The 19,981-nt window shown below is 73.5% G+C and carries 17 protein-coding genes and 1 pseudogene; 7 read left to right on the top strand and 11 right to left on the bottom strand.

Annotation, left to right across the window (positions count from 1 at the left end; all coding sequences use genetic code 11):
- Nucleotides 1-440 precede the first annotated feature (440 nt).
- Nucleotides 441-774: pseudogene (locus tag BKD26_RS41265) on the top strand (tryptophan--tRNA ligase); the annotation flags it as partial.
- A gap of 71 nt (nt 775-845) precedes the next feature.
- Here the strand turns inward: BKD26_RS41265 and proC are convergent.
- The 5 genes from proC to BKD26_RS13125 all read right to left on the bottom strand — a co-directional run bounded on the left by proC (nt 846) and on the right by BKD26_RS13125 (nt 4,194).
- Nucleotides 846-1,655 carry a pyrroline-5-carboxylate reductase gene (gene proC, locus BKD26_RS13105; RefSeq protein WP_084898022.1) on the bottom strand — a complete coding sequence of 270 codons (810 nt, stop codon included), beginning with the start codon at nt 1,653-1,655 and terminating at the stop codon, nt 846-848.
- 104 nt (nt 1,656-1,759) lie between these two features.
- Nucleotides 1,760-2,497: an ABC transporter permease gene (locus BKD26_RS13110; protein ID WP_084898023.1), complete on the bottom strand. Its 738-nt coding sequence runs from the start codon at nt 2,495-2,497 to the stop codon at nt 1,760-1,762.
- On the bottom strand, nt 2,494-3,261 hold the full coding sequence (locus BKD26_RS13115) for an ABC transporter ATP-binding protein (protein WP_084898024.1): 768 nt from the start codon (nt 3,259-3,261) through the stop codon (nt 2,494-2,496). Before BKD26_RS13115 ends, BKD26_RS13110 begins: the two co-directional genes overlap by 4 nt.
- A gap of 71 nt (nt 3,262-3,332) precedes the next feature.
- Complete coding sequence (locus BKD26_RS13120; protein WP_084898025.1) at nt 3,333-3,851, bottom strand: hypothetical protein; 519 nt, start codon at nt 3,849-3,851, stop codon at nt 3,333-3,335.
- 34 nt (nt 3,852-3,885) lie between these two features.
- Complete coding sequence (locus BKD26_RS13125) at nt 3,886-4,194, bottom strand: hypothetical protein (protein ID WP_084898026.1); 309 nt, start codon at nt 4,192-4,194, stop codon at nt 3,886-3,888.
- A 150-nt stretch (nt 4,195-4,344) separates the two neighbouring features.
- Between BKD26_RS13125 and BKD26_RS13130 the strand changes: the two genes are divergently transcribed.
- Nucleotides 4,345-6,468, top strand: coding sequence for a serine/threonine-protein kinase (locus tag BKD26_RS13130; protein ID WP_084898470.1), 2,124 nt, complete (start codon nt 4,345-4,347; stop codon nt 6,466-6,468).
- Here BKD26_RS13130 and ilvD read toward each other — a convergent pair whose 3' ends face one another.
- The 4 genes from ilvD to BKD26_RS13150 form a co-directional block, all read right to left on the bottom strand.
- The gene (gene ilvD / locus BKD26_RS13135; RefSeq protein WP_084898027.1) at nt 6,469-8,322 is read right to left on the bottom strand and encodes a dihydroxy-acid dehydratase; all 1,854 of its coding nucleotides are present in this window, start codon (nt 8,320-8,322) and stop codon (nt 6,469-6,471) included. It lies immediately after the preceding gene.
- Between the two features lie 103 nt (nt 8,323-8,425).
- Complete coding sequence (locus tag BKD26_RS13140; protein ID WP_084898028.1) at nt 8,426-9,034, bottom strand: TetR family transcriptional regulator; 609 nt, start codon at nt 9,032-9,034, stop codon at nt 8,426-8,428.
- 460 nt (nt 9,035-9,494) lie between these two features.
- Nucleotides 9,495-10,322, bottom strand: coding sequence for a sugar phosphate isomerase/epimerase (locus BKD26_RS13145; RefSeq protein ID WP_241518625.1), 828 nt, complete (start codon nt 10,320-10,322; stop codon nt 9,495-9,497).
- 23 nt (nt 10,323-10,345) lie between these two features.
- Nucleotides 10,346-11,278 carry a Ppx/GppA phosphatase family protein gene (locus BKD26_RS13150; RefSeq protein ID WP_084898030.1) on the bottom strand — a complete coding sequence of 311 codons (933 nt, stop codon included), beginning with the start codon at nt 11,276-11,278 and terminating at the stop codon, nt 10,346-10,348.
- Nucleotides 11,279-11,317: 39 nt separating this feature from the next.
- Between BKD26_RS13150 and BKD26_RS13155 the strand changes: the two genes are divergently transcribed.
- The gene (locus tag BKD26_RS13155) at nt 11,318-12,121 is read left to right on the top strand and encodes a hypothetical protein (RefSeq protein WP_084898031.1); all 804 of its coding nucleotides are present in this window, start codon (nt 11,318-11,320) and stop codon (nt 12,119-12,121) included.
- 9 nt (nt 12,122-12,130) lie between these two features.
- Here BKD26_RS13155 and BKD26_RS13160 read toward each other — a convergent pair whose 3' ends face one another.
- Nucleotides 12,131-13,867 (bottom strand): hypothetical protein, encoded by a 1,737-nt coding sequence (locus BKD26_RS13160; RefSeq protein WP_084898032.1) that lies wholly within the window; start codon nt 13,865-13,867, stop codon nt 12,131-12,133.
- 198 nt (nt 13,868-14,065) lie between these two features.
- On the opposite strand from BKD26_RS13160, the gene radA reads away from it, so the two are divergent.
- Both radA and disA read left to right on the top strand, forming a co-directional pair.
- Complete coding sequence (gene radA, locus BKD26_RS13165; protein WP_073757016.1) at nt 14,066-15,472, top strand: DNA repair protein RadA; 1,407 nt, start codon at nt 14,066-14,068, stop codon at nt 15,470-15,472.
- A 602-nt stretch (nt 15,473-16,074) separates the two neighbouring features.
- On the top strand, nt 16,075-17,199 hold the full coding sequence (disA, locus tag BKD26_RS13170; RefSeq protein ID WP_073757015.1) for a DNA integrity scanning diadenylate cyclase DisA: 1,125 nt from the start codon (nt 16,075-16,077) through the stop codon (nt 17,197-17,199).
- Nucleotides 17,200-17,211: 12 nt separating this feature from the next.
- Here the strand turns inward: disA and BKD26_RS13175 are convergent, their stop codons facing one another.
- Complete coding sequence (locus BKD26_RS13175; protein WP_084898033.1) at nt 17,212-18,060, bottom strand: hypothetical protein; 849 nt, start codon at nt 18,058-18,060, stop codon at nt 17,212-17,214.
- 136 nt (nt 18,061-18,196) lie between these two features.
- On the opposite strand from BKD26_RS13175, the gene BKD26_RS13180 reads away from it, so the two are divergent.
- Together BKD26_RS13180 and BKD26_RS13185 are read left to right on the top strand one after the other, a co-directional pair.
- On the top strand, nt 18,197-18,862 hold the full coding sequence (locus BKD26_RS13180) for a phosphatase PAP2 family protein (protein ID WP_084898034.1): 666 nt from the start codon (nt 18,197-18,199) through the stop codon (nt 18,860-18,862).
- 25 nt (nt 18,863-18,887) lie between these two features.
- Nucleotides 18,888-19,823 (top strand): A/G-specific adenine glycosylase, encoded by a 936-nt coding sequence (locus BKD26_RS13185; protein ID WP_084898035.1) that lies wholly within the window; start codon nt 18,888-18,890, stop codon nt 19,821-19,823.
- The last annotated feature ends 158 nt before the right edge of the window (nt 19,824-19,981 follow it).

The raw sequence follows: 19,981 nt of genomic DNA on the forward strand, positions 1-19,981 counted from the left end.
CGGGCCTGATTCCCAGTCAGCGGGGGGTGTCTTTCCGGCTGTTGGGCCGTTCCGACGAGTGAGACTTTAGCGGATTCCTCGGCCCCGACGCTAATCGGGGCTGCGCTCGTTCGAACGCGGATTCCTCATTTCGCAAAAGCGCACGGAAAGCGGGGCGACGGAACGTCGCTCGCTTGAAGTGGTTCTTGCGGAATGGCTGTCCGGGGACCGACCGGGGTCGGTGCTCACGTCGGACAACCCGGAGAACAGTACGGACCGAGCAAAGCCGTGTCAACTTCGGCCCTGCTGCCCTGGCCGCGCGGCATGACAGCGCATGCGTTCACGTCTCAGTGGTGGGCCGCCTGACGGCGGCCGGCAGACGCGCATGCACTCAACGGCCGCCGCCTCGGCGGCCGTTCGTGTTTCTCCCTCCGGGAGGGCAGCCGCGGGTGGCGGTGGCGGATGAGGTGCCGGTGGGTGACGACCAGGCGCAGCACGTGGAGCTCACGCGGAGCGGAAAGATGGGCAAGTCGCACGGGAACGGGGGGCCGGGATCGTCTATCTGCTCGATGGGCTGGTGGCGTGCGGGGGTGGGAACCCGGAGGCGTTGGCCGGTGTATATCAGTCGTACGGCGCACTCAAAAGGGACGTGGGTGAGGCGGTGGTGGAGTGCTGGTGGCCCAACCCGGATATGTGGACAAGCTGCTGAGAGAGGGGGCTGAGCGGGCGCGGGAGATCGCGCGGCCTGTGGTGGACCATGCCTGTCGGGTCGTGGGGCTGCTGCCGCCGGGGTGACGTGGGGCGGCGCCGTCGGCTCCGTCGGCCCCGGGGTGGGCGGGGCCGACGGTGGGGCGTGGGCGGCGGGGTCAGCCGTTGCCGGTGGCGAGTTCGCGGCTGCGGTCACGGGCGGCTTCGAGGGCGGCGATCAGGGCGGCTCGTACGCCGTGCTTCTCGAGCTCCCGGATGGCGCTGATGGTGGTGCCGGCCGGGGAGGTCACGGCCTCTCGGAGCTTGACCGGGTGTTCGCCGCTGTCGCGGAGCATCACGGCGGCGCCGATGGCGGCCTGGACGATCAGGTCGTGGGCCTGGGCGCGGGGCAGGCCCAGGAGGATGCCGGCGTCGGTCATGGCTTCGACGAGGAAGTAGAAGTACGCCGGTCCGGAGCCGGAGAGAGCGGTGGCGGCGTCCTGCTGCGATTCGGGGACGCGGAGGGTCTTGCCGACGCTGCCGAAGATCTCTTCGGTGTGGGCCAGGTGGTCGCCGGTGGCATGGCTTCCGGCCGAGATGACGGACATGCCTTCGTCGACCAGGACGGGGGTGTTGGGCATGACGCGTACGACGGGGGTGTCGGGGGTGAGACGTTCTTCGATGAAAGCGGTCGTGATGCCGGCCGCGGCGCTGATGACGAGGCGGTCGGAGGCGACGTGGGGGGCGAGTTCGTCGAGGAGCTTGCCCATGTCCTGCGGCTTGACGGCCACGATGAGCGTGTCGGCGCGCTTGGCGGCCTCGGCGTTGGTGACGGTCTCGATGCCGTACCGGGCTCGGAGCTCCTCGGCGCGGTCGCTGCGGCGGGCGGTGGCCACGATGTGTGCGGTGGGCCAGCCGGCTCGGATCATGCCGCTGAGCAGGGCTTCACCGATCTTGCCGGTACCGATGACTGCGACGGTCTGGGTCATGGCTGAAGTTCACCTCGCCGGTGGGGGTACGTGTCGCCATCCTCGCACCGGGGGCGGCGGTGGGGCGCGCGTGTCCGATGGGCGGTACGAGACGACGGCGGAGGTCAGGCGGTGCGGCGGCGGAGGGTGGCCGCGCCGAGGGTGAGGACGAGGAGGGCGCAGGCGGCGACGACGAGGGTGTCGCGGAGGAAGTCGGCGGTCATGTCGGTGTGCCGGAGTACTTGGTTCATTCCGTCGACGGCGTAGGACATGGGCAGCACGTTGGAGAGGGCTTCGAGCGCCGGCTGCATCGTGTCGCGCGGGGTGAACAGGCCGCAGAGGAGGAGCTGAGGGAAGATCACGGCCGGCATGAACTGGACGGCCTGGAATTCGGAGGCGGCGAAGGCCGAGACGAAGAGGCCGAGGGCGGTGCCGAGCAGCGCGTCGAGGAGGGCGACGAGGAGGAGCAGCCAGGGAGAACCGGTGATGTCGAGGCCGAGCACCCAGAGGGCCGCCGCGGTGGCGAGCGCGGACTGGACGATGGCGAGCAGGCCGAAGGCGAGGGCGTAGCCGGCGATGAGGTCGGCCTTGCCGAGGGGCATGGCGAGGAGGCGCTCCAGGGTGCCGGAGGTGCGTTCGCGGAGGGTGGCGATCGAGGTCACCAGGAACATGGTGATCAACGGGAAGATGCCGAGCAGTGAGGCCCCGATGGAGTCGAAGGTGCCGGGGCTGCCGTCGAACACGTACCGGAGGAGGGTGATCATCAGGACTGGGACGAGGAGCATCAGGGCGATGGTGCGGGGGTCGTGACGCAGTTGGCGCAGGACGCGGGCGGCGGTGGCGAGAGTGCGGGAGACGTTCATCGCTGGGCCTCCTGGAGGGCGTCGGCGGCGTCGACGAGGTGGAGGAAGGCGTCTTCGACGGTGGCGGTGTCGTTGCGGCGGCGGAGGGCTTCGGGGGTGTCGTCGGCGAGGATCTCGCCGTCGCGCATGAGGAGGAGGCGGTGGCAGCGTTCGGCCTCGTCCATGACGTGTGACGAGACGAGGATGGTGGCGCCTCGGTCGTCGGCGATGCGGTGGAAGAGGTTCCACAGGTCGCGGCGGAGGACGGGGTCGAGGCCGACGGTCGGTTCGTCGAGGACGAGCAGTTCGGGGGTGCCGAGGAGGGCGACGGCGAGGGAGACGCGGCTGCGCTGGCCGCCGGAGAGGTGAGCGGCGAGGGCGTCGGCGTGTGAGGTGAGGTCGACGTCGGTGATGGCGCGGGTGACGGCTTCGGCGCGGGCGTCGCGGTGGTGGCGGCCGGGGAGGAGGACGGCGGCGAAGTAGTCGAGGTTCTGGCGGATGGTGAGGTCGTCGTAGACGGAGGGGGCCTGGGTGACGTAGCCGACGCGGGCGCGGAGGGTGGCGTCGCCGGCGGGGTGGCCGAGGACGTTCAGGGTGCCGGTGACCTTGGCCTGGGTGCCGACGACGGCGCGCATCAGGGTCGATTTGCCGCAGCCGGAGGGGCCGAGGAGGCCGGTGATCTGCCCGCGCGGTACGGCGAAGTCGAGGCCGCGCAGGACGGTGCGTGTGCCGCGGACGACGGTGAGGCCGCGGGCTTCGACAGCACAGCCAGAGAAATTCACCATGTGATGAATAATGGGCCTGGGGCGAGGAGGGCGTCAAGGTGCGCGGCGACAGGGCATGCCCGCCGGGGGGCCTAGGGGCGCTTGGGCTTCTTCTTGCGGGCGGCCGGGTTGCCCGCGCGGGTGGAGCGGCGCTTCTCGTACCGGGCGAGGGCCGTCTCGTACTCGGCGCGCAGCAGCTTCTCGCCGGGCGCTTCGGTCAGGGAGCGGAGGAAGTACGCGAGGAGGGAGCCGATGAAGCCGATCGCCTTCAGGCTGCGCAGCGCGTCCTCACGGGCCGGGTCGGCCGGGCGGCGGGTGAAGCCCTGCCAGGTCCTGCTGAAGGCGATGGCGGTGCACACCGCGAACATGACGACGACCAGGGCGTTGACGAAGCCGCCGACGTCGGCGACGGCCAGGCCCTCGTAGGCGAAGCGGAGGACGAACGCCCCGGCCACGGCGGAGGCGAGCGAGCCGACGGCGACACCGGCGCGCCGCAGCCCGTATCCGCCGTCGTGGCCGACCCAGGTCGTGCCGAAGAAGCGGATGGGCTCGGGCTGCGGCCCGGCGGGTGTGCTGATGGTGGTGTTGGTGTCGCTGGTGTGGTCGCTCACGGGGTCGATTATCCCCGGGCGGGCCGTGGAGCGGTCAGGAGCAGCGCACGGCGACGTAGCCGTCGGTGCCGGTGTTCACGTAGGCGTCGGCCACGTACTGGCCGTTGGCGATGTTGTCCCACAGGTTGGACGTGCCGTACGGGCCGGTGACGGTCGTTCCGGGCTTCTGGCAGTTGATCGGGACGCGGACGCCCTCGGCCAGGACCTTCACCACGCTGTACTGGGTGCCGGGGCCGCTGCGTACGTTGATCCGGTAGCCGGGCGCCACCGGGTAGCGCTTCACGGCGTACGCCGCGGTCTCGACGGCTTCTGTCGCTTCTGCCGTGGCTTCTTCCATGGCCATGTGGCCCTCCCCCGTTCCAGGCGCGTACCCCGTGCACGCGCGCCGCGCGCAGGCTAGCAAGCCCTGGCGGCATCGCACGCATCATCGACTAGGCTCCGTGCGTCGCGCTGGACGCGGGACGCGCACGGACGAACACACACGGGGGTGGCGATGCCGCCGTTGCGCAGTACCGGACCGGTTCCGGAAGCGGAGTACCCGCAGTACGCAGGACGGTACCGGCTGGAGGAGTGCCTGGGCTCGGGCGGCATGGGTGTCGTCCACCTGGCCAGATCCGGCTCGGGGCTGCGGCTCGCGGTGAAGGTGGTGCACGCGGAGCATGCGGCGGACGCCGAGTTCAGGGCGCGTTTCCGGCAGGAGGTCATGGCCGCCCGGCGGGTCAGCGGCGCGTTCACCGCGCCCGTCGTGGACGCGGATCCGGACGCCGAGCGGCCCTGGATGGCCACCTTGTTCATCGACGGGCCGACCCTGTCGGAGCGGGTGAAGCGGAACGGCCGCCTGGGCTCCGTGGAGCTGCGGAGGGTCGGGGCCGGGCTCGCCGAGGCGCTGCGCGACATCCACCGGGCCGGTGTGGTGCACCGCGACTTGAAGCCGAGCAACGTCCTGCTGGCCGCCGACGGACCGAAGGTCATCGACTTCGGGATCTCGCGGCCCGCGGACAGCGATCTGCGGACGGAGACGGGGAAGCTGATCGGGACGCCGCCGTTCATGGCGCCCGAACAGTTCCAGCGGCCCCGCGATGTGGGGCCGGCCGCCGATGTGTTCGCGATGGGCGCCGTCCTGGTCCACGCGGCGACCGGGCGCGGCCCGTTCGACTCGAACTCCCCGTACATCGTGGCCTACCAGGTCGTCCACAACGAGCCCGACCTGGCCGGTGTGCCGGAGGACCTGGTCCCGCTGCTGAGGCGCTGCCTGGCGAAGGACCCGGCCCAGCGGCCCACGGCGGACGAGCTGATGGGTGAGTTGCGGGCCGGTGAGCCGGAGGGCGGCGCTGCCCCGGTGTTCATACCGGGGCAGCGGAGGGACGGGGCGGAGCCGGAGGCGGACCAGGGGGCTGACGCGGGCGCGGGCGCGGGTTCGGGTACGGGCTCGGGCGCGGCTGTGCGGCGTGGGCGCCGGCTGCGCTGGGCCGCGGGGCTCGCCGTCCTCGCCGCCGTGATCGCGGCCGGGGTCGTCGCGGTGCGGGGCGGCCTGGCGGACGAGCCGTCCACGACCGCCGCCCGGAGCGCCCCCGCCCAGGAGTTCCGCCCCTGGGCCACCACGCTGGGCACCGGCGGCGGCGAGAACCTGACGCCTCTGTGCACCACCGCGGACGCCGCCCTCTACTGCACCGCCCCCGGCGTCAAAGCGGCCCGCCTCAGCCCTGCCGACGGGGCCACCACCTGGGCTGTGGCAGGAGCCGAGGCGGGCGCCGCGCCCGTGCTCTCCGGCGGGCTGGTCCATGTGGTGACCCCCGGCCGCGCCCGCCTCGACGCGCTCGCCCCGGACACCGGCGGCACCCGGTGGAGCACGGACGTCTCCGCGTACACGAACGTCCTGCACGCGGGCGACACCGTGCTGCTCGTGGCCGCGGACGGCACCGTGCGCGCCCTGGACGGCGCGACCGGCGACGAGCGCTGGACCGAGCGGCGGCTCGCGGCGCCCGGCGCGCAATGGGTGAGCGGGGACGGTGTCGCGTACGCGGCAACCGCCTCGCCCGACGCGACGTCCACGCTCGTGAGCGCGGTCGACCCGGCGGATGGCGGGCGGGTGCGGTGGACCAAGCGGATGAGCGGCGCCCTCAGCCCCGTACAGGCGTCGAAGGACGCGCTGCTGCTCCTGTCGACCGACGCGGACCTGTACACCGACGCGGTCGTCACGCTGGACACGGCCGACCGCACCGCCCGGCGCGTGCCCCTCACGGTCTCGGCCGACCAGGCGCAGGCCGTGATGGCGGGGGAGACGGTGTACGTCATCGGGTCGGGCGGTTCGCTCGCCGCCGTGGACACCACGGGCGACGGCAAGCAGCGCTGGCGCCTGGAGACCGGGGTGACGCGGGCGTCCCGCCCGGTCGTGGCGGGCGGGCACGTCCACCTGGCGGCGGCCGACGGGCGGCTGCTGGCCGTGGACGCCGAGCGCGGCGTACTGCTGGGGATGACCAAGCCGCGCATGGACGGCGGGCGGTACACGTTCGCGCCGCTGCTGCCCGCGCCCGCCGTCGCGAACGGCACGGTGTTCGCGACGGCGCCCGACGGGTCGGTCTTCGCGGTGAAGGCGGACGACCCGTCGGGGTGGTGATCAGCCGAGCTTGCTGACGTCCCGGACCGCGCCCTTGTCGGCGCTCGTGGCCATCGCCGCGTACGCCCGCAGCGCCGCCGACACCTTGCGGTCGCGGTTCTTCGGCGCGTACACGCCGCCGAGCGCCTCGCGGCGGGCCGCCAGCGTGGCGTCGTCGACGAGCAGCTCGATGGAGCGGTTCGGGATGTCGATACGGATCCGGTCGCCGTCCTCGACCAGCGCGATCGTGCCGCCGCTCGCCGCCTCCGGCGACGCGTGGCCGATCGACAGGCCCGACGTACCGCCGGAGAAGCGGCCGTCGGTGATCAGCGCGCAGGCCTTGCCCAGGCCCCGGCCCTTCAGGTACGAGGTCGGGTAGAGCATCTCCTGCATGCCGGGGCCGCCCTTGGGGCCCTCGTAGCGGATGACGACGACGTCGCCCTCCTTGATCTCCTTCAGCAGGATCTTCTCGACGGCCTCCTCCTGCGACTCGCAGACGACCGCCGGGCCCTCGAAGGTCCAGATCGACTCGTCGACACCGGCCGTCTTCACGACGCAGCCGTCGACGGCCAGGTTGCCCTTCAGGACCGCCAGGCCGCCGTCCTTGGAGTACGCGTGCTCGGCGGACCGGATGCAGCCCTCGGCGGCGTCCACGTCCAGCGAGTCCCAGCGCTCCGACTGCGAGAACGCCTCGGCGGAGCGGACGCAGCCCGGGGCGGCGTGCCACAGCTCGACGGCCTCGGCCGACGGAGAGCCGCCGCGCACGTCCCACGTCTTGAGCCAGTCGGCGAGCGACGGGCTGTGGACGGAGTGCACGTCCTCGTTGAGCAGCCCGGCGCGGTGCAGCTCGCCGAGCAGTGCGGGGATGCCGCCGGCGCGGTGCACGTCCTCCATGTAGTACGTGCGGTTCTTCGCGACGTTCGGCGCGACCTTGGCCAGGCACGGCACGCGGCGCGAGACGGCGTCGATCTCCTCCAGCCCGAAGGGGACGCCCGCCTCCTGGGCGGCGGCCAGCAGGTGCAGGATCGTGTTCGTCGAGCCGCCCATGGCGATGTCGAGGGCCATGGCGTTCTCGAAGGCCGCCATGGTGGCGATGTTGCGCGGCAGGGCGGACTCGTCGCCCTGGGCGTAGTAGCGGTCGGTCAGCTCGACGACCGTACGGGCGGCGTTCTCGTACAGGGCGCGGCGGGCCGTGTGGGTGGCGAGGGTCGAGCCGTTGCCGGGCAGGGCCAGGCCGATCGCCTCGGCCAGGCAGTTCATCGAGTTGGCGGTGAACATGCCGGAGCAGGAGCCGCAGGTCGGGCAGGCGTTCTCCTCGATACGGAGCATGTCCGCGTCGGAGATCTTGTCGTTGACGGCGTCCGACATCGCGTCGACCAGGTCGAGCGTACGGACCGTGCCGTCGACGAGGGTGGCCTTGCCGGCCTCCATCGGACCGCCGGAGACGAAGACCGTCGGGATGTTGAGGCGCAGGGCGGCCATCAGCATGCCGGGCGTGATCTTGTCGCAGTTGGAGATGCAGATCAGGGCGTCGGCGCAGTGCGCCTCGACCATGTACTCGACGCTGTCCGCGATCAGGTCGCGGGAGGGCAGGCTGTACAGCATGCCGCCGTGGCCCATGGCGATGCCGTCGTCGACGGCGATCGTGTTGAACTCGCGCGGGATGCCGCCGGCCTGGCTGATCGCCTCGGAGACGATCCGGCCGACCGGCTGGAGGTGGGTGTGGCCCGGCACGAACTCGGTGAACGAATTGGCCACGGCGATGATCGGCTTGCGGCCGATGTCCGCGCCCGGTACACCGGAGGCCCGCATAAGGGCGCGGGCGCCCGCCATATTACGGCCGTGGGTGACAGTGCGGGACCTCAGCTCGGGCATCGTCGCTCGCTCCTTCAGACAGATGTGACTCTTCGAGCGTACGCCCCAGCTCCAAGATCTGGACAGGGCGTCCGGATTCCGGGACGAGGAGATCAGCCTTCGGTCACGCTTCGGTCAGGTACCGCTGGAGCGTCGGGGCGACCACGGCGACGATCTCATCGGGGTGCGCGGACGCCAGCGGCTCCACCTGCACGACGTACCGCAGGACCGCGATGCCGATCATGTGCGAGGCGGCCAGCTCCGCCCGGAACTTCGGGTTCGGTACGTCGAGGTCGTCGGCCACCCGCTCCAGCACCCGTCGCAGCACGAAGCCGCGCAGCACCTTCGCCGCGGCCTCGTGGGTGAGCGCGGAACGGATGATGGCGAGGAGGGGGGCGCGGGTGGCCGGGTTCTCCCAGACGCCGATGAAGTAGCGGGCGAGCCGCTCGCCGATGCCTTCGGTGGACTCCCCGATGATCGCCGGGATGATCAGCGCGGGTTCGAAGGAGACCTCGATGGCGGCGGCGAACACCTCGTCCTTCGTACCGAAGTAGTGGTGGACGAGGGCCGGGTCCACGCCCGCCGCCTTGGCGATGCCGCGTACGGAGGTCTTGTCGTAACCGCGCTCGGCGAACTCGGCGCGGGCCGCCTCCAGGATGCGCTCCCGCGCCCCGGGCCCCTCGACACCCTCGCCCCTGGCCGGCCGGCCCCGCCCTCTGCGCACGCCGCTCACGTGACGCTCACCGGAGCCCGGCGCAGCGGGGTCGGCGCCCCGCGGGACGGCCGCGCCGGGGCCCTGCCGGGCGGGTTCTCCGGCGCACCGGCGCGAGGCCGCACGGGGGCCCCGCCGGGCGCGTTCACAGGCCCCCCGCCGCAACGCCGCGACGCAGGCCCGCCGGGTGCGTTCACAGGCGCCCCGCCGCAAGGCCCCGTCGGAGTCCCACCGGGCGCGATCACAGGCCCCCCGCCGCAACGCCGCGCCGCAGGCCCGCCGGGTGCGTTCACAGGCGCCCCGCCGCAAGGCCCCGTCGGAGTCCCACCGGGCGCGATCACAGGCCCCCCGTCGAGGGGCCGCACCGGCGCCCCGTCGAGCAGCCCCACTGGGGCCCTGCGGGACGGCTTCTCCGGCGTACCGCCGCAACGCCGCACCCGTGCACCGCCGCAACGCCGCGTCGGCGCCACGGCGGGCGGGGTCATCGGATGCGGGCCGAGGACGCGAGGTGGAGCCGGGTGAAGGCCAGGGCCTCCGCCAGGTCGGCCTCGCGTTCGGCCGCGGACATGGCGCGCCGCGTGTTGACCTCGATGACGACATGGCCGTCGAAGCCGGAACGCGCCAGGTGCTCCAGGAGTTCGGCGCACGGCTGCGTGCCGCGCCCCGGGACCAGGTGCTCGTCCTTCGCGGAGCCGCGCCCGTCGGCGAGGTGGACGTGGCCGAGGCGGTCGCCCATGCGGCCCGCCATGTCCAGGGCGTCGACGCGGGCGGTCGCGGTGTGCGAGAGGTCGATCGTGTAGTGGCGGTAGTCGTCCTTGCTGACGTCCCACTCGGGCGCGTACGCGAGCATCTCGCGGTCCCGGTAGCGCCACGGGTACATGTTCTCGACGGCGAAGCGTACGTCCGTCTCGTTCGCCATCCGCCAGATGCCGTCGGTGAAGTCCCGGGCGTACTGGCGCTGCCAGCGGAACGGCGGGTGGACGACGACCGTCGACGCGCCGAGCTTCTCCGCCGCCGCCTGGGCGCGCTGCAGCTTCACCCACGGGTCGGTCGACCAGACCCGCTGGGTGATCAGCAGGCACGGCGCGTGGATCGCGAGGACGGGCACCTGGTGGTAGTCGGACAGGCGGCGCAGCGCCTCGATGTCCTGGCTCACGGGGTCGGTCCACACCATGACCTCGACGCCGTCGTAGCCGAGGCGCGCGGCGACCTCGAAGGCGGTCGCCGTCGACTCCGGATAGACCGAGGCCGTCGACAGGGCGACCTTCGCATCCGGGATGCGCACCACTGATTCCGACGTTTCAGCCACGAGGGACAGAGTACGGGCACCGGCTAGGGAGTCGGGAGGTGGTCCAGCCGACGCAGGATGACTCCCTCGCGCAGGGCCCATGGGCAGATCTCCAGTTCCTCGACCCCGAACAGGTCCATCGCACCCTCCCCGACCAGCGCTCCCGCCAGCAGCTGCGGCGCCCTGCCCTCGGAGACCCCGGGGAGGGTGCAGCGCTGTTCGGCGGTCATGGCGGCGAGCTTGGGGACCCACTCCTCCAGTGACGTACGACTCAGAACCCGCTCCACGTACAGACCCTCGCCCGATCCCGGCGCGCCGGCTATCCGGGCCAGCTGCTTGAACGTCTTGGACGTGGCGACGACGTGGTCCGGCCTGCCGAAGCGGGCGAACTCACCGACCGTGCGGGCGATCTGTGCCCGGACGTGGCGGCGCAGCGCCTTCACGTCGGCGGGGTCCGGCGGGTCGCCGGGCAGCCAGCCGGCAGTGAGCCGTCCCGCGCCGAGCGGCAGGGACACGGCCGCGTCGGGCTCCTCGTCGATCCCGTACGCGATCTCCAGGGAACCGCCGCCGATGTCCAGGAGCAGCAGCTTCCCGGCGGACCAGCCGAACCAGCGGCGGGCGGCGAGGAAGGTGAGGCGGGCCTCCTCCTCACCGGAGAGGACCTGGAGGTCGACGCCCGTCTCGTCCTTGACCCGCTTCAGTACGGCGTCGGCGTTGGCCGCGTCGCGGATGGCGGAGGTCGCGAAGGGCAGGACCTCCTCGCAGCCCTTGTCCTCGGCGGTGCGCAGCGCGTCGTGGGTGATGGTGATGAGCCGCTCGATGCCGTGCTCGCCGATGGCGCCGTCCGCGTCGAGCAGCTCGGCGAGCCGCAGCTCCGCCTTGTGGGAGTGGGCGGGCAGCGGCCGGGCGCCGGGGTGGGCGTCCATCACCAGCAGGTGCACTGTGTTCGAACCGACGTCGAGGACTCCGAGTCTCATGCCCTGAACGCTACTGCGCCTGGCGCATACGCTTGGTGTGTGCCAAAGACGAAGAAGGCGAAGCCCGCGAAGCCCGCGGTACCGGATGTTTCCGATGAAAAGGGACTGGACTTTCCCCGTGCGTGGGTGGAGTTCCCGGACCCGGCCGATGACGAGCAGGCCTTCCGCTGCGACCTGACGTGGCTGACGTCACGCTGGAGCTGCGTCTTCGGCAGCGGCTGCCAGGGCATCCAGGCGGGGCGCGCGGCCGACGGCTGCTGCACGCTGGGCGCGCACTTCTCGGACGAGGACGACGAGCAGCGCGTCGCGTCGCACGTGGCACGGCTCACGCCGGAGCTGTGGCAGTTCCACGACGAGGGCACGTCCGCCGGCGGCTGGGTACAGCTCGACGAGGACGGTGAGCGGCAGACGCGCCGCTGGGAGGGCTCGTGCATCTTCCAGAACCGGCCGGGGTTCACGGGCGGGGCGGGCTGTGCGCTGCACATTCTGGCGCTGCGGGAGGGCCGCGAGCCGCTTGAGACGAAGCCGGACGTCTGCTGGCAGCTGCCGGTGCGGCGTACGTACGACTGGATCGACCGCCCCGACGACACGCGGGTGCTGCAGATCTCGATCGGCGAGTACGACCGCCGGGGCTGGGGCCCGGGCGGCCATGACCTGCACTGGTGGTGCACGTCGGCGACGTCGGCGCACGGGGCCGGGGAGCCGGTGTACGTGACGTACCGCCCGGAGCTGACGGAGCTGATGGGCAAGGCGGCGTACGACGTGCTGGTCGAGCTGTGCGAGGCCCGCCTGGCGTCGCAGCTTCCGCTGGTGGCCCCGCACCCGGCGGACCCGGCGCTCTAGCCGGCGCGGTCAGCTCGGCGGCGGGTCCGTCGACGGGCTCGCCGTGGGCGGCGGGGTGTCCGAGGGCGTGGGGTCGGGCGAGGGCGGCGGGGTCGTCGGTGGTGGGGTGTGCGGCGGGGTCGGCGTCGGATCCGGGTCCGGGTCCGGGGCCTGGGACGGCGGTGGGGTGGTCGCCGGCATGGACGGGGTCGGGCGCGGGCCGTGGCCGGGGCGGGACGGCGGGCGGAACGCGCCGCGGCCGTCGATCTCCACCACCGCGCCCGCCGGGTCGACCCCGACGCGGGCGGTCCAGGCGCCCGCCGGTTCGCGGGTGTGGTCGACGGAGACGTACACCGTGACCGACTGCCCGGGGGTGAGCATGCCGGAGGAGCGGCTCGCGTAGAGCCATGGGGCGTCGGTCCACAGGGACCAGGCCACCGGCGCGCCGCCCGAGGCGGTGAGCGTGAGCATCGTGGTGTCGCCGTCGGACGGCTGCGCGGCGACCGTGATGCGGCCGGGGCCCGGGCGGCCGGGGGCGGCCGGCGGAGGGGGCGTGCCGGTGCTGATCACCTCGACGGAGACGTGCGGCGAGCCGCCGGGCGCGGGGCGGCCACCGGGTTCGGTACGGGCGCTGCCCGCGTTCTCGTAGGGGCCGGGGCGGCCCTCCGCCCCCCGCACGCCCCGGTCTTCGGCGTCGGCCGCGCTGACCGACGAACCGTCGTGCCCCTCGCCCGTCAGCGGCGCGCCCCGGTACGCCGCCCACAGGGCGAGCACCGGCGCCGCGACCACGGTGGCCACGACGGTGGTCGTCACCGCCCGCGCCCGCATCCGGTCGCGGCGGGCCGCGTGGTCCTTGGGGTCCAGAGGGAAGCCGTCGCGCCCGAACCGCGGGCCGCCCGACCGGGCACGCGGGACGTGCAGCATCGCGACGTACGCCGCCGCCCGCGGCGCCTCGACGAGCGGCAGTTTCGCGGGGGTCACGGACGAGCCGGGCCAGGGGCCGCCCGCCCCGGCGCGCTCGGCGGCGCGGCGGCAGAGCGGGCAGTCGTCGACGTGCCGGACGAGCTCGCGGCGCAGGGCGGCGGAGAGCAGCACCCGGTTGTCGCCGGTGAGCCGGGCGACGGCCGGGCAGCTACCGGTCTCGACGACGGCGAGCGCGGCGCGGGTGCGCTCCACCTCGCAGGCGGCGGCGGACAGCAGCTCGCGGGCCGCGAAGGCCTCCATGCCGAGGACGGCGGCGACCTGGGGTGCGGCGAGCTGGTGCCGTACGGCCAGTTCCAGCGCCTCGCGCTGCTCGGGCGTGGTGCCGGCGGCCTCGGGCCAGGCGAGCAGGGCCAGCTCGCGGTGGCGCTGTTCGGCGGTCTCCGGGGGGACGGGCGGGTCGGTGCACGGCACGTCCGGCCGCCCCGCGTACGCCCCCTGGCCCTGCCCTTGTCCCTGCCTCTTGCCGCGCCGCCGTTGTTCGCCGAGCTCGCGCAGACAGGCCCAGCGGGCGAGCGCGTAGAGCCAGGCCTTCCGCTCGGCGTCGCCGCCGGGACATCGCCCGAACTGCCGCTCGGAGATGGCCAGTACGTCGCCCAGCACCGTGGTCGCCACATCGTGGTCGCACAGCACGGACAGGCAGTACGTGAACAGGCCGTCCAGATACGGCTCGTACCGCGCCGGCGGGCACTGGGCCAGGGTGCGCGGCCCGGTCCGGGGCGCGCGGCGCGGTGCCAGGTGTGCGCCGGTGGTGTGCGTGGGGGTTTCCAGCCTGCTGCTTGTCACCCGGCGACCGTAGGCAGTAGAGGGCACACCCTTCGTACCCCTTCCACACTTTTAATCCTTACGGGTGAACGTATCCCTCAAAAGGGGACAGGACGCGCAGATTCCGCGCCGGTCACCCACCCACGTCCCTGATGTCCCGGTCGCCCCGCCAGCCCCGCGCGGGCGGCGTTGTCAGTGGGGCCCGCTACGGTCGTCCGCATGGCTGCCCGTACGAAATCCACCAAGGACAGGCCCTCCTACCGCTGCACCGAATGCGGCTGGACGACCGCCAAATGGCTCGGCCGCTGCCCCGAGTGCCAGGCATGGGGGACGGTGGAGGAGTACGGCGCGCCCGCTGTCCGTACCACTGCCGCGGGGCGCGTCTCCACCGCCGCGCTCCCGATCGGTCAAGTCGACGGCCGGCAGGCCGCCGCCCGGACGACCGGCGTGGACGAGCTGGACCGCGTCCTGGGTGGCGGGCTGGTGCCCGGCGCCGTCGTCCTCCTCGCGGGCGAGCCGGGCGTCGGCAAGTCCACCCTCCTGCTCGACGTCGCGGCGAAGGCGGCGAGCGACGACCACCGCACGCTGTACGTGACGGGTGAGGAGTCCGCGAGCCAGGTCCGGCTGCGGGCGGACCGGATCGGCGCGCTGAACGACCACCTGTACCTCGCGGCCGAGACGGACCTGTCGGCCGTCCTCGGGCACCTGGACGCCGTCAAACCGTCCCTCCTCGTCCTCGACTCCGTACAGACGGTCGCCTCCCCCGAGATCGACGGCGCGCCGGGCGGCATGGCGCAGGTCCGGGAGGTCGCCGGCGCGCTGATCCGCGCCTCCAAGGAGCGCGGCATGTCCACCCTCCTGGTGGGTCACGTCACCAAGGACGGCGCCATCGCGGGGCCCCGGCTGCTGGAACACCTCGTGGACGTCGTCCTGTCCTTCGAGGGCGACCGGCACGCCCGGCTGCGCCTCGTCCGCGGCGTCAAGAACCGGTACGGCGCCACCGACGAGGTCGGCTGCTTCGAGCTGCACGACGAGGGCATCACGGGGCTGGCCGACCCCTCGGGCCTCTTCCTCACCCGCCGCGCCGAGGCCGTGCCCGGCACCTGCCTGACCGTCACCCTCGAAGGGCGCCGGCCCCTGGTCGCGGAGGTCCAGGCGCTCACGGTCGACTCGCAGATCCCCTCGCCCCGCCGCACCACGTCCGGCCTGGAGACGTCCCGCGTCTCGATGATGCTGGCGGTCCTGGAGCAGCGCGGCCGGATCACCGCCCTCGGCAAGCGCGACATCTACTCGGCGACGGTCGGCGGGGTGAAGCTCTCGGAACCGGCCGCCGACCTGGCCGTCGCGCTGGCCCTGGCCTCGGCGGCCAGCGACACCCCACTGCCCAAGAACCTGGTCGCCATCGGCGAGGTCGGCCTCGCGGGCGAGGTCCGGCGCGTCACGGGCGTCCAGCGCCGCCTCGCCGAGGCCCACCGGCTGGGCTTCACCCATGCGCTGGTCCCGGTCGACCCGGGCAAGGTCCCCCCGGGCATGAAGGTCACGGAGGTCGCCGACATGGGCGACGCGCTGCGGGTGCTGCCCCGCGCGCGCCGCGCCCCTGCGCGGGAGGAGGCCCCCCGGGGCTGACGCCGCGCCCCGGAGACCCGCGGGCCCGCGGTGCACGACCGGGTCGGTCGCGGCCGGTGGGCCCGGTCGGGGGCCCCTCCGGGCCCACCTCCTGGCGGTCGGCGGGTGCCCACGCACACCCCAGCGGGGGCGGCCCTGCACGGCCCCTTACGCCCGGGAAAAGCCCTCACCGGGCCGCGGTCGGCGTACGACCGGGGCGGGGCCGTGCAGGGTCGTCCCCGCAGAGGTTGGCGGCGCCGTAACGGCTCCCGATCCGTCGTACCCAAGGCCGCCGGCCTCGTGGGGGTGCCCCCCTTCTGGGGGAGAGACGAGCCCGGAGGGGCCAGGCCCCCACGCACCGGGGGCGCCCGCCGTTCCGGCCGGGCACCGGGAACGGCACCGCCCCGGGTGGAGCCGCCGCAAGGGCACCGCCCCGTTCCGTTGTGCCCACCCGTCCCGCCCAGCGGGACGATTGCCCACAACGGACGGGGCGGGGCCTGGGCGGAACGACTGCCCACAACGGGACCCGCAAGCGGGACGACGCCCACAACCGGTAGGTGGTCGGTGCGGGGTCGCTAGACTTTGCCCAGGTCTCGCCCATCCGTACGAGCCGGAGGAGTGCAGTGGCAGCCAAGGACGGGGCAGCAGCTCCCGGAAAGTCCGGCGCGGGCTCCGGCAATGAAGCGCTGATGCGCGCTTCCCTGAGTGCGGTCGCGCCGGGTACGTCCCTGCGCGACGGTCTGGAGCGCATCCTCCGCGGGAACACCGGTGGGCTCATCGTCCTCGGCATGGACAAGACGGTCGAGTCGATGTGCACCGGCGGGTTCGTGCTGGACGTGGAGTTCACCGCGACCCGGCTGCGCGAGCTGTGCAAGCTGGACGGCGCGCTCATCCTCGACAAGGACATCACCAAGATCCTCCGGGCCGGCGTCCAGCTCGTCCCGGACGCGTCCATCCCCACCGAGGAGACCGGCACCCGCCACCGCACCGCGGACCGGGTCAGCAAGCAGTGCGGTTTCCCCGTCGTCTCCGTGTCGCAGTCGATGCGGCTGATCGCCCTGTACGTGGACGGTGAGCGCCGTGTCCTGGAGGAGTCGGCCGCGATCCTCTCCCGCGCCAACCAGGCCCTCGCCACCCTGGAGCGGTACAAGCTCCGCCTCGACGAGGTGGCCGGCACGCTCTCCGCGCTGGAGATCGAGGACCTGGTGACCGTCCGGGACGTCACCGCCGTCGCCCAGCGCCTGGAGATGGTGCGCCGGATCGCCACCGAGATCGCCGAGTACGTCGTCGAGCTGGGCACCGACGGTCGGCTGCTCGCCCTCCAGCTCGACGAGCTGATCGCGGGCGTCGAGCCGGAGCGGGAGCTGGTGGTCCGCGACTACGTACCGGAGCCCACCGCCAAGCGGTCCCGCACGGTCGCCGAGGCGCTCACCGAGCTGGACGCCCTCAGCCACGCCGAGCTGCTGGAGCTGCCCATCGTGGCCCGCGCCCTGGGCTACACCGGTTCGCCGGAGGCCCTCGACTCGGCGGTCTCGCCGCGCGGCTACCGGCTGCTGGCCAAGGTGCCGCGGCTGCCCGGCGCCATCATCGAGCGGCTCGTGGAGCACTTCGGCGGCCTGCAGAAGCTGCTCGCCGCGAGCGTCGACGACCTCCAGACCGTCGACGGGGTCGGCGAGGCGCGCGCCCGCAGCGTGCGCGAGGGACTGTCGCGGCTCGCCGAGTCGTCGATCCTGGAGCGGTACGTCTAGCCGGGCCGGCCCTCAGTCCTTGGACAGCGTGAACGACGCCGGCATCACCTTCACGCCCGGCACCGTCGCCTCGAGCAGGTAGGTGCCCGGCCCGGCGGCCGCCGCGGGCGGCGTCGCGCAGCGCGGCGCGCTCTGGCTGCGGTCCCACTCGACGGTGTGCGTGACGCTCCCGCCCGCCGGGACGCGCAGCCACAGGCTGCCGGATCCGCGCGGGCAGTCCTTCGACGACCAGACCTGGTCGGCCTCGGCGTCCTTGATGGTGAGCACGGCGGTCTTCGGCCCGAGGTCGGCCTTGCAGGTGGTGGCGGACGTGTTGCGGGCGACCAGCTGGAAGCGGGGCTTCTCGCCGGGCGCGTAGCTCACCTTGACGCTGCGCAGCGTCAACTTCAGTGAGCCGGGAGCGCAGTTGGGGAGCGGGGAGTTCGCCGGGACCTGAAGGCCGGTGCCGGCGCCGCCGGAGCCGGTGCCGCTAGAGGTACCCGCGCCGGTGTCGCCGCCCGTGCCGCCGGATTCCGGTCCCGTACCGTCACCGTCCGCGCCGCCCGGCGACGCCGTGTCGCCGTTCTTCCCGCCGTCCGCGCCACCTTCCGCGCCGCCGTCGCCCGCCCCGGGCCCGGACTCGTCGCGTCCGCCCGGCTGTTCGCTGATCGCCGTCCCCGGCCGGGACGGGCCCGGGGTGATGGAGGTCGCGGGAGCGGCCCCGTTGGAGCTGCCGCTGCCCTTCTTCCCGTCGTCGTCACCGGAACTGACGAACCATACGATCAGCAGCGCGAGCAGCGCGACCAGACTCGCCGCGACTGCCCTCCGTCGCCAGTAGATGGAGGAGGGAAGCGGCCCGACCGGATTGCGCAGAGATCCCACGGCGCAAACTGTACGAGAGATCTGCGCCAACTCCCGCCCCACCCGCCGCCCGTGCACCAAGTTTTGCCGATGATCACACTCGAACGCTCCGGCTGGCGGTCGGAAGCGTTCCGGACGCCAGGTACCGTCCGTAGCCATGAGCCAGGACCTCTACCTCGACATCACCGACCTCGCGCACGACAGCCCGGGCTGGCTGCGGCTGCTCGCCGAGCTGTGGACGGAGGCCGGCCTGCTGCTGTTCGGCGTGCTGTTCATCGCCGGCTGGTGGCGGGCGCGCCCCGCCGATTCCCGGGCCATGGCGCTCGCCGTCCTCGCGCCGCTGGGCACCGCGTTCGGGTACGTGGTCAGCGAGCTGCTGAAGTCGGTGGTGGACGAGGAGCGCCCGTGCCGCGCGGTGGCCGGGGCAGCCGCCTCGATCGTGGAGTGCCCGCCGTACGGCGACTGGTCCTTCCCGAGCAACCACTCGGCCATCGCCGGTGCCGCCGCCGTCGCCCTCGCCCTGGCGTGGCGCGGGATCGCCTGGCTGACCGTGCCGATGGCGCTCCTCATGGCCTTCTCGCGGGTCTTCGTCGGCGTGCACTACCCGCACGACGTGGCGGCCGGACTGGTGCTGGGCGCCCTGGCCACGGTGCTGTTCGTCACGCTGCTGACCGGGCCTACCCGGGCGCTGACCGACACGATGCGGATGAGCCGGTCGGCCACCGCCACGTGGCTGGCCGGGGCCGGGCCCGCCGTCCCCACGACGGCTCCGGACCGCGCCGTGTCCCGGCGGCGCCGGGAGCCGATGCACCGCCGTTCCTGAGGAACGTGCCAGGATCGGGGGTGTCATGACTGCGATCCCCTCCACCCCCGAAGCCAGGCCCGAAACCACGCCCGGGTCCGGGCCCGACGCCCTCGGCCTGCACGCGCCCGTGCTCGCCTGGTTCGAGCAGAACGCCCGCGACCTCCCCTGGCGCCGCCCCGAGGCCGGCGCCTGGGGGGTGATGGTCAGCGAGTTCATGCTCCAGCAGACCCCGGTCAGCCGGGTGCTCCCGGTGTACGAGCAGTGGCTGGCCCGCTGGCCCCGCCCCGCCGACCTGGCCGCCGAGGCCCCCGGTGAGGCCGTACGCGCCTGGGGCCGGCTCGGCTATCCGCGCCGGGCGCTGCGGCTGCACGGCGCGGCGGTCGCGATAACGGAACGGCACGGCGGTGACGTACCGAGCGATCACGCGCAGCTGCTCGCGCTGCCGGGCATCGGCGAGTACACGGCCGCGGCGGTGGCGTCGTTCGCGTACGGGCAGCGTCATGCCGTGCTGGACACCAACGTGCGGCGGGTGTTCGCCCGGTCGGTGACGGGCGTGCAGTACCCGCCGAACGCCACCACCGCCGCCGAGCGGAAGCTGGCGCGCGCGCTGCTGCCGGACGACGAGCGGACGGCGGCCCGCTGGGCGGCGGCCTCCATGGAGCTGGGCGCCCTGGTGTGCACGGCCAGGAACGAGGACTGCGCCCGCTGCCCGGTCGCCCGGCAGTGCGCCTGGCGGCTGGCGGGCAAGCCGGCCCACGACGGCCCGGCCCGGCGCGGCCAGACGTACGCGGGTACGGACCGCCAGGTGCGCGGCCGGCTGCTCGCGGTGCTGCGCGAGGCGGTGACCCCGGTGGAGCAGGCCGCGCTGGACGCGGTCTGGCACGACCCGGTGCAGCGCGCCCGCGCTCTGGACGGCCTGGTCGCGGACGGCCTGGTCGAGCCCCTGGACGGCGGCCGGTACCGGCTCCCGGCGGGGTGAGGCGTACGGAGCCGGGGTCCGTCCCCGGCTGTGTAACACCATCGCTGTTACACAACCGATGGCCAGCCGTGCGTCCGCCGACGGTCTGCGCGGACAACCCCGTGACAACCGCTCCGTAGCGTCTCCCGACGTAAGCACCACACGGGGTTTCACGGGGA

Origin of the sequence: Streptomyces sp. CB03238 (assembly GCF_002099185.1) — a bacterium.
GTDB lineage: Bacteria > Actinomycetota > Actinomycetes > Streptomycetales > Streptomycetaceae > Streptomyces.